At 66.3% G+C, this 15,539-nt stretch carries 17 protein-coding genes; 15 read left to right on the top strand and 2 right to left on the bottom strand.

Features of this window, described 5'->3' with window-relative positions:
- Positions 1-380: 380 nt before the first annotated feature.
- The 5 genes from ACTWLT_RS14830 (at position 381) to ACTWLT_RS14810 (ending at position 2,817) form a co-directional block, all read left to right on the top strand.
- Positions 381-977 carry a molybdopterin-dependent oxidoreductase gene (locus ACTWLT_RS14830; RefSeq protein WP_445318885.1) on the top strand — a complete coding sequence of 199 codons (597 nt, stop codon included), beginning with the start codon at positions 381-383 and terminating at the stop codon, positions 975-977.
- Positions 947-1,687 carry an FAD-binding oxidoreductase gene (locus ACTWLT_RS14825; RefSeq protein WP_445318884.1) on the top strand — a complete coding sequence of 247 codons (741 nt, stop codon included), beginning with the start codon at positions 947-949 and terminating at the stop codon, positions 1,685-1,687. The genes ACTWLT_RS14830 and ACTWLT_RS14825 overlap by 31 nt, the downstream gene beginning before the upstream one ends.
- Positions 1,684-1,983 carry a DUF6510 family protein gene (locus ACTWLT_RS14820; protein WP_445318883.1) on the top strand — a complete coding sequence of 100 codons (300 nt, stop codon included), beginning with the start codon at positions 1,684-1,686 and terminating at the stop codon, positions 1,981-1,983. The genes ACTWLT_RS14825 and ACTWLT_RS14820 overlap by 4 nt, the downstream gene beginning before the upstream one ends.
- 154 nt (positions 1,984-2,137) lie before the next feature.
- Positions 2,138-2,548, top strand: a complete 411-nt coding sequence (locus ACTWLT_RS14815) for a GNAT family N-acetyltransferase (RefSeq protein WP_445318882.1) — start codon at positions 2,138-2,140, stop codon at positions 2,546-2,548.
- A 176-nt stretch (positions 2,549-2,724) separates the two neighbouring features.
- On the top strand, positions 2,725-2,817 hold the full coding sequence (locus ACTWLT_RS14810; protein ID WP_445318881.1) for a hypothetical protein: 93 nt from the start codon (positions 2,725-2,727) through the stop codon (positions 2,815-2,817).
- A 434-nt stretch (positions 2,818-3,251) separates the two neighbouring features.
- On the opposite strand, the gene ACTWLT_RS14805 is transcribed toward ACTWLT_RS14810, so the two are convergent.
- On the bottom strand, positions 3,252-4,169 hold the full coding sequence (locus tag ACTWLT_RS14805) for an NADP-dependent oxidoreductase (RefSeq protein ID WP_445318880.1): 918 nt from the start codon (positions 4,167-4,169) through the stop codon (positions 3,252-3,254).
- A 486-nt stretch (positions 4,170-4,655) separates the two neighbouring features.
- On the opposite strand from ACTWLT_RS14805, the gene msrB reads away from it, so the two are divergent.
- From msrB to ACTWLT_RS14790, 3 genes are all read left to right on the top strand, one after another.
- Positions 4,656-5,105 (top strand): peptide-methionine (R)-S-oxide reductase, encoded by a 450-nt coding sequence (gene msrB, locus ACTWLT_RS14800; RefSeq protein ID WP_445318879.1) that lies wholly within the window; start codon positions 4,656-4,658, stop codon positions 5,103-5,105.
- Between the two features lie 37 nt (positions 5,106-5,142).
- Positions 5,143-5,649 (top strand): peptide-methionine (S)-S-oxide reductase MsrA, encoded by a 507-nt coding sequence (gene msrA / locus ACTWLT_RS14795; RefSeq protein ID WP_445318878.1) that lies wholly within the window; start codon positions 5,143-5,145, stop codon positions 5,647-5,649.
- A gap of 782 nt (positions 5,650-6,431) precedes the next feature.
- The gene (locus ACTWLT_RS14790) at positions 6,432-7,088 is read left to right on the top strand and encodes a TetR/AcrR family transcriptional regulator (RefSeq protein WP_445318877.1); all 657 of its coding nucleotides are present in this window, start codon (positions 6,432-6,434) and stop codon (positions 7,086-7,088) included.
- Here the strand turns inward: ACTWLT_RS14790 and ACTWLT_RS14785 are convergent.
- On the bottom strand, positions 7,045-7,323 hold the full coding sequence (locus tag ACTWLT_RS14785; RefSeq protein WP_445318876.1) for an Ada metal-binding domain-containing protein: 279 nt from the start codon (positions 7,321-7,323) through the stop codon (positions 7,045-7,047). The two genes, ACTWLT_RS14790 and ACTWLT_RS14785, sit on opposite strands and share 44 nt — an antisense overlap.
- 395 nt (positions 7,324-7,718) lie before the next feature.
- On the opposite strand from ACTWLT_RS14785, the gene ACTWLT_RS14780 reads away from it, so the two are divergent.
- The 7 genes from ACTWLT_RS14780 (at position 7,719) to ACTWLT_RS14750 (ending at position 15,158) form a co-directional block, all read left to right on the top strand.
- Positions 7,719-8,147: an OsmC family protein gene (locus ACTWLT_RS14780; RefSeq protein WP_445318875.1), complete on the top strand. Its 429-nt coding sequence runs from the start codon at positions 7,719-7,721 to the stop codon at positions 8,145-8,147.
- A 698-nt stretch (positions 8,148-8,845) separates the two neighbouring features.
- On the top strand, positions 8,846-10,771 hold the full coding sequence (nhaA, locus tag ACTWLT_RS14775; protein ID WP_445318874.1) for a Na+/H+ antiporter NhaA: 1,926 nt from the start codon (positions 8,846-8,848) through the stop codon (positions 10,769-10,771).
- 35 nt (positions 10,772-10,806) lie between these two features.
- Positions 10,807-11,274 carry a GNAT family N-acetyltransferase gene (locus ACTWLT_RS14770; RefSeq protein ID WP_445318873.1) on the top strand — a complete coding sequence of 156 codons (468 nt, stop codon included), beginning with the start codon at positions 10,807-10,809 and terminating at the stop codon, positions 11,272-11,274.
- Between the two features lie 537 nt (positions 11,275-11,811).
- Complete coding sequence (locus ACTWLT_RS14765; RefSeq protein WP_445318872.1) at positions 11,812-12,384, top strand: GNAT family N-acetyltransferase; 573 nt, start codon at positions 11,812-11,814, stop codon at positions 12,382-12,384.
- A gap of 97 nt (positions 12,385-12,481) precedes the next feature.
- On the top strand, positions 12,482-12,688 hold the full coding sequence (locus ACTWLT_RS14760; protein ID WP_445318871.1) for a sigma-70 family RNA polymerase sigma factor family protein: 207 nt from the start codon (positions 12,482-12,484) through the stop codon (positions 12,686-12,688).
- Positions 12,689-12,773: 85 nt separating this feature from the next.
- Entirely contained in the window at positions 12,774-14,123 is a 1,350-nt protein-coding gene (locus ACTWLT_RS14755) for an NAD(P)/FAD-dependent oxidoreductase (protein ID WP_445318870.1), read from the top strand.
- 633 nt (positions 14,124-14,756) lie between these two features.
- Positions 14,757-15,158 (top strand): DUF4345 domain-containing protein, encoded by a 402-nt coding sequence (locus ACTWLT_RS14750; RefSeq protein WP_445318869.1) that lies wholly within the window; start codon positions 14,757-14,759, stop codon positions 15,156-15,158.
- Positions 15,159-15,539 lie beyond the last annotated feature (381 nt).

Here is a 15,539-nt window from a genome sequence, read left to right as displayed (position 1 = left end):
GCCGCGGGGGCGACATGTCGAACGACCAACTCGGAACACTCTCCAGCCGCACATGGACGCTTTGGTCCGCTAGTCCCCCGCTGTGGAGGCACTCACCAGACGGTGATGCATCGTCGCGACCGTCAAGAGCTGCTGATGCTCCGGACCGCCGATGGCCAGCGGGCTTGCAGGCCAGTGTCACGCTAGCCTACTCTGGACGTGATGGTCCAGTTAATATGTCCCGGATTGCGGACGACCACGTCCGCACCGCGGAGAATCTCATCACCGGGGCACTCGCTGACGTTGACGTCATGGGCGGGCACCACATCGACATTCACCGGCCGAGTGGAGGCACGGGTGGCAGCGGGTTCGCTGCTGCACGGCCACTTGGGGAGGGGCGCATGGCAGTGATCACACGCGGCTTCGGCGGCCGCAGACGCGACGACACCGACCTCCCGCCTGGCCAGTACCGCACGGACGACTTCCCGGTACTGTCGGCGGGACCGACACCGCGCATCGGCCTCGACGAGTGGGAACTCGCCGTCGTCACCGAGACCGGCGAGCGGAGCACGTGGTCATGGGCGGAGTTCACCGCCCTTCCTGCCGACGAGCCGACCGTGGACATCCATTGCGTCACGCGCTGGTCGAAGTTCGGCACGAGCTGGCGAGGCGTCTCCGTGGACACCTTGCTGGCCGACGTCGAGACTACGGCCGAGTACGTCGTCGCCCACTCCTACGGCGGCTACACCACGAACCTCCCTCTCGAGGAGCTTCTCGACGGCCGGGCCTGGGTGGCGTACGAGTTTGACGGCGAGCCGCTGGTTCCGGTGCACGGCGGGCCAGCTCGTCTCCTCGTTCCGCACCTGTACTTCTGGAAGAGCGCGAAGTGGCTGCGCGCTCTGGAACTGCGTCTCGACGACGAGCCCGGGTTCTGGGAGACAGCCGGCTACCACAACGACGGTGACCCATGGCGCGAGCAGCGGTACCGGGAAGACTGAGCTGGCAGCCGGCGACCGTCGCCGCCACCCGGGCGGAGTCTGCGACGGCGCGGACCCTGGTCCTCGACGTTGACGGCTGGACAGGTCACGTGCCGGGCCAGCACGTCGACGTCCGGTTGACGGCTCCCGACGGCTACACGGCGCACCGCAGCTACTCGATCTCGTCCGCGCCGTGGCCTGACCGGCTCGAGGTGACCGTCCAGGCGGTGACTGACGGTGAGGTCTCGCCGTACCTCGTCGACGTTGCAGAGCCAGGTGACCAACTTGAGATCCGTGGGCCGCTCGGCGGCTGGTTCGTACGTCGATCCGCCGATCCGCGCCCAGCATTGCTGATCGGCGGCGGGTCCGGCGTGGCGCCCCTGATGTCGATGGTGCGTGCGGCGACGAATCCCACCAGGCTGCTCTACTCGACCCGATCCCCGTCCGATGCGCTGTTCTCTGCGGATCTTGCAACTGCAGAAGCCGCAGGCGATGGTCGCGTCGCAGTCGCATACGCCTATACCAGGGCCGCGCCCCCTGGCTGGCCGGCCCCACCCCGACGACTGGACGCGGATGCCCTTGCCCGCGTCGCCTGGCCCCGCGAGGTCGACGCTGTGGCGTTCGTCTGCGGCCCTACCGGATTCGTCGAGACCGTGGCCGACCTCCTCGTCGACATCGGCCACGACCCCACGAACATCCGCACCGAACGCTTCGGACCCACAGGAGGATGACCATGTCGACCACCCATGTCAGAGCAGACGACGCACCCTGGGTCGACGGTAACGCCCTCGCCGGACCGCTCGGCGAGATCATGGGGGCCGACCTCACCGTTGCCGAGCTCACCTGCGCCGGTTGCCGGACGACCCGGCCGCTAGCCGCGATGCGCGTGTTCGACCGAGCGCCCGGCCTCGTCGCCCGATGTCCCGGCTGCGAGGACGTCGTCATGCGCGTGGTGCGCACGGCCGGCCGGGTCCTGGTCGACCTGCGTGGTTCGCTTGTCCTCAGCCTCCCGGTGCCGACTGCCTGAGCGCTGAGAACCCCGTCAATCGTGGCGATCCAGATAATGCCGCCGTCTTAGTCGTCGGTTACCCAATAGTCCGAGGCGGGATACTCCTGCCACTTCATTCGACCTGGCTGGGCACTCCCAGGTCGCTGACCAGACACGAGATTCAGGAGACAACATGGCGGGGAACGCCGAGAAGATGATCACGTTGACCAGCGCCGAGCACGATGTGGGTGGCTCGAACCTGTCGGGAGCCACCGCGCCCGGCGCGGAAGACCTCGTCATCACCAACAACAGCGCGCTCGGCATCTACGAGGCCACGATAGGGGGCCGGACAGCCGCTGGGCTCGTCTACAGCAAGGTCGGGAGCCGCGTCGTACTGTTGGCGACATCCGTGCTCCCCGAGTTCCGGGGGAAGCGGGTCGCCGCCAGGCTCATCGGCGGCGTCCTCGACGAGCTGCGCATGCAAGGAAAGACCGCCACCGTCACGTGTCCGTTCGCGGCAGCATTCGTCAATGCTCATCCCGAATATGCCGACGTTCTAGACCCGGCATTCCCTCGATCGCACACGGCCGGGCATGGGCATTGAACACGCGTCGTCGCGCTGGACGCGCGCGGAGCTGAGAGGGTTCAGGCTTCCCCGACGGCGGGATACATCGCGTGAAGGCTAGGTGGGCGCCGGCGACGAGTACCGCGATGCGCTCGGCAAGCTCATCGACGTCACGCTGGCCCAGCGCCAGTTGGCCAAGACGCGCAAAGGACTACGTGACGGCCGAGGCGCTGCGGGACGGGCTGGCGGCGGCCGGGATCGTCGTCGAGGACACGCCGAACGGGCCGCGCTGGTCGCTCGGGCGGTGAAAGTAGTCGATGGATCGGGCCGTCGAGGCGGCGGGCGCGGCGCATACTCCTCGATGTGGCCGGCACGGCCGAGGTGCCGCTGCGCGACCCGGGCCTGATGTGGTCGCTCTCGATCGTCTCCCACGGCCGCAAAGCCGCCAGTCGGGACGCGGCCACGCATTGCTGATCTCACCATCGAGCGCCACCACGCGCGGATCGGCCGAGCCGCAGTCTCGCCGAATCTACTGGTGGTTTCCCTGCGGGCGCGGGCCGCGGACGCGTACGGGCACGTCCGCAGACCCGCCGGCATGATCCCGGCGCTACGTTTGGAGGGTCAGTTGCGGCCGGCCATGATGTCGACGTCGGCGATGGCGCCGGTCATCCAGCTCGACTTGTCCGACAGTAGGAACGACACCGCGTTCGTGATGCCCTCCGGGCTGCCGGGTCCCGAGTCCTTACGGACGAACGTGGATGATCGTCTTCCCGGTGATCCGCTCGGTCGGGTTGAGGGCGGCGACGGCGTCGTCGAGGGTCGCGATGTTGCCGATGTTCGTCCGCAGTCGTCCGTCGTTCACCCGCCGGACGATCTCACCCAGTTGGGCGCGATCGGACACGACGACGAAATCGACCGCCAGGCCGTCCGCGGGCCGCGCCTCGGGCGGCCCGACGACAGACACCAGCGTTCCTCCGGCTCGAATCAGGCCTGCGGACCGCTTCTGGATGTCGCCGCCGATGACATCGAAAACCAGGTCGACGCCGCCGACGTCTTCCAGGGCGTCCTTGCCGAGGTCGACGAACTCCTGTGCGCCGAAGTCGAGCGCGGTCTGACGGTCGGCAGCGCGCCCGGTGCCGATGACGTAGGCGCCGAACTCACGGGCGAGCTGCGTCGCCATCGAACCGACTGCGCCGGCCGCGCCGTGCACGAGGACGCTCTGCCCCGACTGAAGGCGGCCGTGCTCGAATAGTCCCTGCCAGGCGGTCAGGCCAGAGATCGGCAGGCTCGCGCCCACCGTGAAGTCCACGTCGCCGGGCAGCGGCGCGAGGTTGCGCGCCTCGACGGCCACATACTCCGCCAGGGTGCCGTCGCGGGTCCAGTCCGTAAGGCCGAACACCCGCTGTCCCACCGACAGTCCCGTCGTGCCATACCCGAGAGCGCTGACTACTCCGGCGAGCTCGTGCCCGGGTATCGACGGTGTCCGGTCACGGCCGAGGCGATCGGTCCAGGTCGAGGGCCACGCCATCTCGGTCGGGACGAATCCCGAGGCATGAACCTGAACGACGACGTCGTTGAGGGCCGGTTCCGGCTCGGGCCGGTTTACCAGCGTCATCCCGGCCGTTCCCGCAGCCTCGTCCGTCACCACAATCGCCTTCATCAGATACCTCCCTGTGTCCAGCCCTCGTCTGCACCGACACGAGGAGCACATTTCCGTTTCCCAGCATTGACGGCGCCAAGCCTCGGCGCTGTACCACGCCCCGCTGATGGGTAGCGGTTGGGGCGCGAGGATGTCGCCGAGAGTGGCGGGGACGTCTGTCGAACTCGACGCCGACGGGCAAGTCGGGCACCTCAGCGCTACCGGAAGCACCCCGTCGGACATCCCGAACCTAGCTATGGTAAAACTGGTCTGTCAAGTCCACTTTCTGGTCACGTAGTTGCAGCTGTGCCGCACGGAAAGTACCAGTTCAGCCTGATCAGCAAGGCGGCTGCCTGACATTGGCTAGACGTGCTTTCTGGACTCGGAGGTCCACGTATAGCGGAGGTTGTGGGAATGTAGCCGACCCGGAGAGTGTGTGTGCTTGCGTGTCCAGGCGCGCTCCAACTGACTCCGCAGCTATGTACGCAAGGCCGTGAAGGGAGAGCTGTGCCCCAGCGGACCCCGTACCGCAAGAAACCGGGGGCCGTTTCGCGGCTCGACCCGGAGCAGTACCGCGTGACCCAGCAGGATGGCACCGAACGCCCGTTCGCCAACGCCTACTGGGATAACCATGAGCCCGGCATCTACGTCGATGTCGTGTCCGGCGAGCCGCTGTTCGCGTCGGTCGACAAGTACGACAGCAACTCCGGCTGGCCGAGCTTCACCAAGCCGATCGCCAAGACGAACGTCGTCGAGCGCGAAGACTCCAGCCACGGGATGATCCGAACGAGGCCCGCTCGCTGCACGGGGACAGCCAGCTCGGCCACGTCTTCGACGACGGTCCCCCGACAAGGGCGGACTGCGCTACTGCATCAACTCCGCGTCGTTGCGGTTCATCCACCTCGACGACCTGGAGAACGCAGGCTACGACGAATACCGCACCCTGTTCACGAGTGACACCAACACTGACACCGACGACAAGTAAGGAGACGACGTGACCACCGAAAAGGCGATCCTCGCCGGCGGCTGCTTCTGGGGTATGGAGGAGTTGTTCCGCCACCAGCCCGGCGTCGTGTCCACGCGTGTCGGCTACAGCGGTGGCGACGTCCCGAACGCCACCTACCGCAACCACGGCACGCACGCGGAGTCCATCGAGGTCGTCTACGACCCCGAGAAGACCGATTTCCGCGCGCTGCTCGAGTTCTTCTTCCAGGTGCACGACCCTTCGACGAAGAACCGGCAGGGCAACGACATCGGCACCAGCTACCGCTCGGCGGTCTTCTACACCACCGACGAGCAGAAGCGGGTCGCCGAGGACACGATCGCCGACGTCGACGCCTCGGGCCTGTGGCCCGGCAAGGTCGTCACCGAGGTCACCGCGGCAGGCGACTTCTGGGAGGCCGAGCCTGAGCACCAGAACTACCTGCAGACCTACCCCAACGGATACACCTGCCACTTCCCCCGCCCGGGGTGGAAGCTCCCGAAGCGGGCGACGGCCTGACACCTCCGGCGCGCGGACCCCGGGTCCGCGCGCCGGCCTGGGGCCGAGGTGGTCAGCCTGGACGAGAACTCGGCCGGATGGGTGCAGGCTCTCTCGGAAACCGGTGCCGAGCGAGACGTGGTATTCGATCGGCTACACGAGATGCTGGTGCGCGTGGCGTTGCGGGAGGTGCGCCGGCGCGCGACGCGCTGCCCGATGGGGACGACTCGCCCTTGATGCGACGGGTGGCCAGTGCGGTCGACCTCGCCAACGGCAACCTTGCGCATCCGCCGGGCATCCGTCGTGACGGTTGCCGAGCGGCAGCGGCCGGCGCGCCCAGGCGGGGCCTGCGGCCCGTTCAGCGCAGCTTGAAGACGTACAGCAAGTTCCACTACCTGGCCGGCAGCTAGCCGGCATTCAGCTGCCCGGTCTCAAGACCTGCTTGACATATCAATATCAGGACCTGGATGACAGGTTCGCCCTCTGTGGCACCGGCCCGACGCTTGGCCAAGGTCGACGAGCTAATCCTGATCATGCCCGGCCGCCGCGAAGTGCGACGTCTGGTCAGTCAACATGGTGACGGTCCCGGCCGTGCTGACCGAGAAACGCACCGGGGCCACGGCGAGGACTAAATAGTCCAGGAAAGATCCGCTCTATCGATCTCGCGGACATAGCACGCATTCGATCAAGCTGGCGGCGCATGCGTTCGTTCTCCACAACGCGAATGCGACATATCGTCGGAGGGACTCCAAGGTCCCATCCGCCATGGACTTTATCTGGCGTGCGCTGGATACACTTGACCGATGGGCGACGAGCAGGTGGCTGCGCCGACGAAGCAGCGGAGGATCAGTCAACGGGGCATCGCCACGCGAGAGCGGATCCTCGAGGCGGCGAACCAGTTGATGTTCGTGCGCGGCGTGAACGCGACGACCCTTGACGACGTCCGCGAGGCCAGCCAGACGAGCAAGTCTCAGCTTTACCACCACTTCGCCGACAAGCAGGAGCTCGTGCGCGCGTTGGTCAAATATCGAGGCGCGCTTGTGCTTCAGCGCGAGCACGGACGGCTCGAACGACTGAGATCGTTCTCAGGGCTGGTCCGGTGGCGTAACGCGCTGGTCCAGGCCAACTCGCTGAACAACGGCAAATACGGGTGCGGCCTCGGGTCGATGACTGTCGAGCTGTCCGATCAAGATGAGCAGGCTCGATCGATGCTGTCGGAGACGTTTGCGGCATGGGAAAAGCTGATCAGTGATGGTCTGCACCGGATGCGGGACAGCGGTGCGCTGCGCCAGGACGCCGACCCGGAGAAGTTGGCCACGGGGTTGATGGCAGCTTTGCAAGGCGGCTACTTGCTGGCGAACGCCGCGCACAACGTCGCACCCATGGAAATTGCTCTGGACATGGCGCTGGAACACATCAAATCGTTCCTCTCGCAGCCGTCCGGCGAGCCGACCCGTTAATTGCGCCCGGGCCGAGGGCGCCGCGTCGGGCGAGCAACGCTTGCCGGCTCGGTATCCAGTGAGCTGCGCGCTGGCCGCTGTCCTGGAAGTCGACGTTTCCCGTGCGACGGGTCTTGGCGCGGCACGATGGCCGACAGTAGGTGCCGGTCGTCTTCGCTGCGGTGAGAAAGCTGTCATCGAGTCGCTCCTCCCGTCGTTGGATCGCCTCGCACTGCGACTGCGGTTCACTGAGCATCGATGTTCCTCATGTTGTCCAGACTTGAGTCCGCCCGAGTCGCGGTAGGCGACGGCGATCGCTGCCCTGATGCGTGAGCGACAGCAAGCCTAGCCTCAACGGACTGATAAGTCCATGTCTGGGTTTGGCATTGAGGGAGGTCGGCTGGGTGCGTCTCGGTCCTAATCGCCTATCAGTACAGCTTAGAGCACCCCGAGGTGGTGTTTCACGAGGGTCGAGCGGCTCTGACGACGAGTGATCAACTGGACTATCCAGTCCGCGAAGGCTAGCCTGCGGAGGTACTCGGTCATGGGGTGTCACGCCCAGCCGCAGCCTCCGCTCAGACTGCGGCTCGGCTGCTGCTGGATCCGCGTATCTGGACCGTCACTACCAGGATCTACAGGAAGGCGCGGCTGATGGAAACCGATCGGGATCGTGTCGTCGCATCCGCCCGAGCTGTCCTTCCGGCCACTGAGCGCCGGCGCACGGACATGACCACCCGCGGCTTCACGTTCGTCGCCGATGAACCGCACAACGGCGCACTCGGCGAAGGCCCGACGCCGACGGAGTACCTGTTGATGGCGCTCGCGTCGTGCACGGCGCAGACGCTGCGGCAGTACGTCGACTATAAGTACGACACCGCGGGTGACATCACCGTCGAGATCGACTACCACGAACCCCAGCAGGAAGGCGCAGAGCGTTACCTGCAGCGCAGGATCACGCTGAGCGAAGAACCTGACCCCGACGACTTGAAGGTGATGCATGACATTGCCGAGAAGTCCCCGGTGACCCTGCTGATTCAGTTCGCATGGAGCGTGAGGACCGAGTTCGTCGGGCCGCGCTGAAATCAGGCCGGTTGCTGCCCGGCGATCACGGTCGAGCAGCAAGCGGTTGTCGTTCCGCAGGCGGCGACAGTGTTTCCGTCGACCGCGACAGCTTGAACGCGACGCGGCGCCTTTGCATGTGGGCGCAGGTCCTCGTCCTGACGGATGGCCGCTCACTCGTGCAGGCAACTCGAAACAGAGTCGGTGCGGTCGGCTTGGTGACGGTGGAGCGTCTGCCCAGCAGGGAAACTTGTCGGAGGTCGTGTCGTCATGGCGCTCAAGTGTGATCAGCCGGGCCACGGTGGACGGTACGCCGGGTTCGAGCGAGCGTTGCAGTGCCTCGTCGAGGAAGGCGGTGGACATGCCGAGCTCGACGTTGACGCGCCAAGCGGCGACAGCGAGTTGATCCAGGTCGGGGCCTGGCCGCGCTGATCCTGTTGGCCGGTGCGCTCGGCGACCGCTACGGCCGCGGGCGAGTTCCTCCTTCTGGGTATCGCCGGGTTCACCATCGCCTCGATCATGTGCGCGGTCGTCCCGGCCAGAGCTCACTGATAGTCGCCGCATCCTGCAGGGGATCGGCGGGCCTCGTCGCTCTCTCCGCAGCCGGCCACAGCTGGGCGCAGCGCGATCAGTACTGAACCGAGGGGTCGCGGGCCCGCATTGCGGCACGCGATCTAGCTATCCATTGCTGGCCCGGCCAGCGCGTCAGAAGGTGACGTGTGACCGAAACCAAGACGAGCGACCGAACGATCTCGAAGCGGAATCTAGCGGCACCGCTGCGAGCCTTTGTGCGAACTGAGTCCGGCAGCGCCGGCGTGCTCGTGGCCGCCATCGTCGCTGCACTGCTCTGGGCCAACATCGACCTCGGCTCCTACGAAACCGTCTGGCGCACCCAACTGTCCCTGCGCCTCGGGCACCTCGAGCTGTCCCGCGACCTGCACACCTGGATCAACAGCGGCTTGATGACTCTGTTCTTCCTGGTCGTCGGCCTTGAGGCGCGGCGCGAGTTCGACCTCGGTGACCTCCGCGACCGGCGACGTTTCGTGCTGCCCAGCGTGGCCGGCGCGATCGGCATGCTGATCCCGGTGCTGATCTTCCTGGCCATCAACCACGGCGGATCGGGCGCGCATGGCTGGGGCGTGGCCATGTCAACCGACACCGCCCTCGCGTTGGGCCTGCTGGCACTGCTCGGCCGGGGCGTGCCCGACCAGGTCCGGATCTTCCTGCTCACCGTGTTCGTGGTCGACGACTTGATCGCACTCATCGTCATCGCCCTGGTCTACAGCGACGACATCAAGATGACGCCCATCGTGGTAGCCGTAGCGGCGTTCGCCGCCATGCTGGCCATCCATGCAGCCGGCGTCCGACGGGGCTCGGCGTACGTGCCGGTCGCCATCGTGATGTGGGGCGCGCTGCTGGTCAGCGGAGTCGACCCTGTGGTGACCGGACTGGCCATCGGGTTGACCGCGTTCGCCTACTCCCCCGGCCGAACTGAACTCGAGAAGGTCAGCGGGCTGTTCCGGTCGTTCCGTGAGCAGCCGACGCCCAAGCTCGCACGTACGGCTTCGATCGGCCTCGCGAACACGCTATCGCCCAACGACCGCCTTCAGCGCATCTACCACCCATGGTCCAGCTACCTCATCGTGCCGCTGTTCGGCCTGGCCAACGCCGGCATCAGCATCGACGGTCCATTCCTGGCCCAGGCGTTCGCGTCGCCTGTCACCTGGGGCGTGCTGCTCGGGTATGTCGTCGGCAAACCGCTCGCCGTGATCGGCACCTCGGCCGCGCTCACCTGGATCTCACACGGCCGCATCCGTCCGGCCGTGGGCTGGGCGGGCGTGCTCGGCAGCGGCACGATCGCCGGTGTCAGCTTCACGGTGTCGTTACTGATCGCCAGCCTGGCCTTCACCGGCGACCAACTGGCCGAGGCCAAAGTCGGGGTGCTCAGCGCCGCGATCGTATCCTCAGCGCTGACCTGGACCGCGTTCCGCGTCACCAACATGTTGCCCAAGGACAAGCGCACGCGAGCGCTCTTCGGCGACATGACGGAGCTGATCGACCTCACCCCAGCAGTCGACGAGAAGCACGACCACGTCCGCGGCCCAGCCGGTGCGTCGGTAACGCTGGTGCAGTACGGCGACTTCCAGTGCCCGTACTGCGGGAAGGCCGAGCCAGCCGTCCGGCAGTTGCTGGGCCACGCCGACCTGCGTTTCGTGTGGCGTCACCTGCCCCTGTCAGACGTGCACCCGCAAGCCCGGCTAGCAGCCGAGGCCGCCGAAGCAGCGGCCTCCCAGGGCAAGTTCTGGCAGATGCACGACCTGCTGCTCGACCACCAGGACAAGCTGGACATCACTGATCTAATCAAATACGCCGGCGACCTCGGTCTGGATCAGAAACGCTTCTACGACGATCTGATAAGCCAGGCACACGCCGGCCGCATCGACAACGACATCGACTCGGCCGACAACAGCGGAGTGTCCGGCACCCCGACGTTCTTCATCAACGGCCGCCGCCACTACGGCGCCTACGACATCACGACCTTGACCGCTGCCATTCGAATGGCCCGGGACCTCCGATCGACTCGGGGCGGGACCGCACACCCCGAACACTCGGGAGCAACCCACGATCACACCCACTTGTCCTGAACACAACTATCAGCTCCCCGGCAGAAAGCGTGACAATGACGATCAATCTCGAGGCCGAGGCGGCCACCCGGGCAGAGAACAACGCGGCGCTCATCGCTGCTCTGAACGAGACAAGTCTCAGCGAGGTGGAATCCAGCTGGGAGTTCGATGTCATCAACGACACGGAGCGCGGTCGCTGGATCGCCGCCCTCGGCGCCGAAGCGATCGCCGAGCTCTCGTACCGGTTCGTGGGCGGCCGTGTCGTGCTGCTGACGACCTGGGTCGACCCCGCCTACCGACGCAATCGGGTGGCCACGGAGCTCGTCGCTCGCGCGCTGGACGAGATCCGCGAGAGCGGGAAGAAGATCACCGTCATCTGCCCGGTCGTGGGTACGTTCATTGCCCGCAACCCGGAATACCTCGATCTCATCGACAAGATCCATCCCGGCGCCGGCGCCTACCCCAGCACGAACCCCCGGGGGCCTAGGACAACGAGCAGCTCACCGCGTTCGAGCACGACATGACGTAGCCGTCCGGCGTACAGACATGGTTCGAGCCATCCAGCGGGGTCTGGGATGGGCGATTGGGGACGGACATCGGCAACATCGCGACCCACGACCATGTCGTGGCCGCCTTTAACCCGACCGGAAGGGCTGAGGGCAAGAAGATCATCCGGGTTCGTCCGTAAGGACGCGGAGACAACGGAGACCCCGTTACGTCATGACGGGGTAGACGAGGACCGTTACTGAGAAAGGTAGTCAGATGAGAGCGATCGTGGTGACGGACCGGGCCGCGGGAACGGCGGGGATAACGCTGGTGGAGCGGCCAGAGCCGGACGCGGCGAGGCTCGCCAGTCTTGAGGGCGCGATCTACGGCGATGTGGTCGTTGAAGTCATGCGTCGGGATTCACCGGGAATGAGCTGGAGTGGCCCTCGACCTGGATCGATCGCCTCGGCACCCGGGCGGCGCATGGCGAGCAGTCAAATGCCATAATTGGACTTCAAGGTCCAAGGTGTGCCGGCCTGATCCCGCGGTGTAAATACAGTTGGAAGGCTGAGTTGATGAGCAGTGAAGGACAGGCACTGGTCGCCGAGGAGCTGATCGACGGCCTCGATCATGGCCGCTTTGAGCTCTACCGCAACAGCGAGCTGGTCGGCTGGCTCTACTACACCCACTTGAAGCCCAACCGGTACGCCCTCCGGCACACCGAAGTCGAGTCGCGTCATCAACACCAGGGCGTGGCGGGCGCGATGGTGCGGCGAGTACTCGACGAGATCCGCGCCCGCGAGGGCACGGTCACGGCGATCTGCCCCTTTGTGGTCGACTTTCTCTCGCGAACGACCACCTACGTCGATCTGATCGACGCCCGACACCCCGGCTACTCCGATCGTGCTGCTGCCGAGTCGGCGCGGGCGAAGGCCGTGGCTGAGACTACCGGCCGCGCGCCGGAGATCCTCGGACGAGCCCCATCGCGGCCTCACGACGTTTCGCGCGGTGGCCTAGTCCTCCGCAGCATTCCGGGAGATCAACCGCACCGGGCGATAGCCGCGACTGAACGTGTATCACCGGCGGATCAGACAGACGTTCCTCTTGACCGTCTCAGTTCATCGCGGCCTCCTGCTCCAGCGACATGACCGCACTGGAGCGGCTCTTCGCGGCGAACGGAACCAGCCTGTCCGACGGCAACGGCGCGTTGGGCGTCGCCCGCCGGCCGCTGCTGGAGTGGTACGCGTGGCGAAGTTCCTGAGCGCGATCACCTGGTTCTGGGACGGCCTCGACGTGGGGTGCGCGAACACGAACGGCCAGACCTTCGCGGTGCTGCGGCGCGACGGCACCTTGGCCGCCGTGCTCACAGTCAGCGCCTCGACCGAGGGCATCGATCACGTGCTGTGGAGAATGAACCCCGAGAAGACCGCAGCGGTGTCCGGACTGGCCTGATCCATCAACGTCACGAACCAGCGCGCTACCTGCTCATATAGGTGTCGACTCGAGAGAAACAGAGGATACCGTGCGAACGATCCTGGTGGCCGGCGGCGGCTACGCCGGCTTCTACACAGCATGGAAGCTGGAGAAGAAGCTTCGACGCGACGAGGCACGGGTCGTCGTGGTTGATCCGCGCCCGTACATGACGTATCAGCCGTTTCTCCCCGAGGTGCTGGCCGGGTCGGTCGAGGCGCGACACGCCGCAGTGTCGCTGCGCCGGCACCTACGCCGGGCCACTGTCATTTCGGGTACGGTCGTCGCGGTCGATCATGCACACCGGACGGCTACTGTGCAGCCGGCCGAGGGTCCAGAGTTCGCGCTCGGCTACGACATCATCGTCGTCACCGCCGGCGCGGTGACCCGCAAGCTGGCCATTCCCGGCGTGGCGGAGCAGGCGATCGGTCTGAAGCACGTCGAGGAGGCGGTGGCGATCCGGGATCGGCTGCTGACCGCCTTTGACCGGGCCTCGACGCTCGAGCCGGGGCCGCTGCGCCAGCGGCTGCTTACCGTGACGTTCGTGGGCGGTGGATTCTCCGGCGTCGAGGGCTTCGGTGAGCTGCTGTCCCTGGCGACGTCGCTGATGCGGGCGTACCCCGAGCTGAACCCTGCCGAGCTGCAGTTCCACCTGGTGGAGGCCCGGGACCGGATCCTTCCCGAGGTCTCCGACGGACCCGGGCAATGGGTAGTACGGTCGCTGGAGAAGCGTGGGGCACGCATACACCTCAATGCCCAATTGATCTCCGCGCGCGACGGTCACGTGGTGCTGTCGACCGGGGAGGAGTTCGACTCCGATCTGATCGTGTGGACCGTCGGCAACGCCGCCAATCCGATGGTGCGCAGCCACACCGATCTGCCCATCGACGGGCGCGGGATGCTGATCGTACGAGCCGACCTGCAGGTCGGCACCGAGAGCGAACCGGTGCCGGACGCCTGGGGTGCCGGCGACGACGCGGCGATTCCGGACCTTGCAGTGAGCCGGCCCGGCGCCGTGACGGTGCCGAACGCCCAGCACGCCGTGCGGCAGGGAAAGCTTCTGGCAAGGAACATCGTGGCCACCCTCCGCGGGCGAAAGGCGAAACAATACGTGCACCACAGCCTCGGCACCGTCGCCACGCTGGGCCTCGGTCGGGGCATCTTCCAGTACCGGGGCATCGTTATCAAGGGGCTGCCGGCCTGGCTGATGCACCGGGGGTACCACGTCCTCGCCGTACCCAGTTGGGAACGGAAGACCCGTGTGCTGGCGGTCTGGCTGACCGCCGCGGTGTTCGGCCGCGACATCGTCTCGCTGGCCTCGGTGCAGGATCCCCGCCGCGCGTTCATAACCGACGACGACCCGGTGGAGCCGCCCGCGCAACCGCCTATCCGGTCCCGGCATGTTCAATCGGCATGACGATGTCGTTTCGCAGGTTCGCCGAGGCCTGCCGGCTAGGCCGTGTCTTCAAAGGTTCAAACCGTTGCTGACATACGCAACACCCTGCGCGACGCCCGCAGTGAGGACAAAAGCAACGTCTTCCGCAAGCTACGGCTAGCCCTCACCTACAACCCCGGTGAAAAAGATCAGCGTCGAGGCTAAGCCCGACGCTGATTACTGCGGGATAACTGTACGTGTCCGAGAGGCGACATCGACCACGAAGCCATGACCGTCGTTCCTGGCAAACTACAACTCTCGCCCAGATGACCGCATCGGCCCGTCAGAGCCGGGCTGGGTCGCCGAACAGTTCGGCGTTCGATCGACCTTTCTCCACGGCGGCGGCGTGTCGCTCATCGTAGATCTCTTGGCCCTCACACTGCTGTTCAAGGCTCCCCCTCTGAATGCGCCACCGTCAGCGCCCCAACGCTGCACCAGATGCAGCCAACTCACCATGATGACCGGAGCGGCCGGCCACCGGTGATTCGTCGATGCCGGCGGAGCGGACACCGAGCGGGTGTCGATACGCCCGATCGGTAGGCTCCGCACCACATCGTGGCCTCGTACTAATCGGAAGATCATCGGTGGCGAGCGCGGCGGGCGAGGGAGAATTTGGTGAGTAAGCGAGGCTTGCAAGTCGTACTGGCGATCCTGGCTTCGGTCGCGGTGGCTTCGGGCCTGTACGGAGTGTTGGCAGGGCCGACCGCGTTGCCGGGTAGCGGTCCAGTCGATGCCACCGTGGACAGCGAGTACCGGTTCACCAACGCGTTCTGGCTCGTTGCGGGGATGGTCGTATGGTGGGCGATCCCAAGGGTGCAGCAGGCTACCGCCGTGCTGCGCGTCGCACTCGGCGCCGCGTTTCTCGGCGGTCTGGCCCGGTTACTCGCCGCCGCGGTCTCCGGCTGGCCGCACCCCATCTTCCTCGGCGCCCTCGGCGTTGAGCTCGTGGTCGTTCCGACTGTGCTGTTGTGGCAGGCGAGGGTGGCCAACGCTGCCCGCCGAGGCGCGTCAGCCTAGCTTCCGTCTACCGAGGCGTCGGCCGCAAACCCTGACCGACTTGGCACCCGAACCAACCGCCGACGCGGTGCTCGTCACCGGCGCCTCGGGAACCGTCGCCGACCCGGCAGCAACCCTGAGACGCGTACTCACCCTGTACGGGCGCGTCGAGACCAAGGCAGTTGATGCGGGCGAGTTTGGGGGGAAAGCCGGCTGCGGGCAGGGACTCGCTGAGCTCGGCGGCTACATGACGATCTGCGGCTGGGCGGACAAGGAACGGTCGGAATCGTTGCCTTCGTCTCCGACCTTCCACAAGGGGACCCCACCGACGACTTCCTCACCGTGCGAAGCGAGCTAGAACGCCCCGACCACCTGATGGCGGCAACCACGCTCCCTCACGGC

The organism is Micromonospora yongxingensis (assembly GCF_052601155.1).
This window is presented reverse-complemented; position numbering and strand designations above follow the sequence as displayed.

Excerpts from the sequence above, each read along its gene's own strand:
- ACTWLT_RS14830 (WP_445318885.1), top strand. The coding sequence starts at position 381 with ATGGCAGTGATCACACGCGGCTTCGGCGGCCGCAGACGCGACGACACC.
- ACTWLT_RS14825 (WP_445318884.1), top strand. The coding sequence starts at position 947 with ATGGCGCGAGCAGCGGTACCGGGAAGACTGAGCTGGCAGCCGGCGACC.
- ACTWLT_RS14820 (WP_445318883.1), top strand. The coding sequence starts at position 1,684 with ATGACCATGTCGACCACCCATGTCAGAGCAGACGACGCACCCTGGGTC.
- ACTWLT_RS14815 (WP_445318882.1), top strand. The coding sequence starts at position 2,138 with ATGGCGGGGAACGCCGAGAAGATGATCACGTTGACCAGCGCCGAGCAC.
- ACTWLT_RS14805 (WP_445318880.1), bottom strand. The coding sequence starts at position 4,169 with ATGAAGGCGATTGTGGTGACGGACGAGGCTGCGGGAACGGCCGGGATG.
- ACTWLT_RS14790 (WP_445318877.1), top strand. The coding sequence starts at position 6,432 with ATGGGCGACGAGCAGGTGGCTGCGCCGACGAAGCAGCGGAGGATCAGT.
- ACTWLT_RS14785 (WP_445318876.1), bottom strand. The coding sequence starts at position 7,323 with ATGCTCAGTGAACCGCAGTCGCAGTGCGAGGCGATCCAACGACGGGAG.
- ACTWLT_RS14780 (WP_445318875.1), top strand. The coding sequence starts at position 7,719 with ATGGAAACCGATCGGGATCGTGTCGTCGCATCCGCCCGAGCTGTCCTT.
- ACTWLT_RS14770 (WP_445318873.1), top strand. The coding sequence starts at position 10,807 with ATGACGATCAATCTCGAGGCCGAGGCGGCCACCCGGGCAGAGAACAAC.
- ACTWLT_RS14765 (WP_445318872.1), top strand. The coding sequence starts at position 11,812 with ATGAGCAGTGAAGGACAGGCACTGGTCGCCGAGGAGCTGATCGACGGC.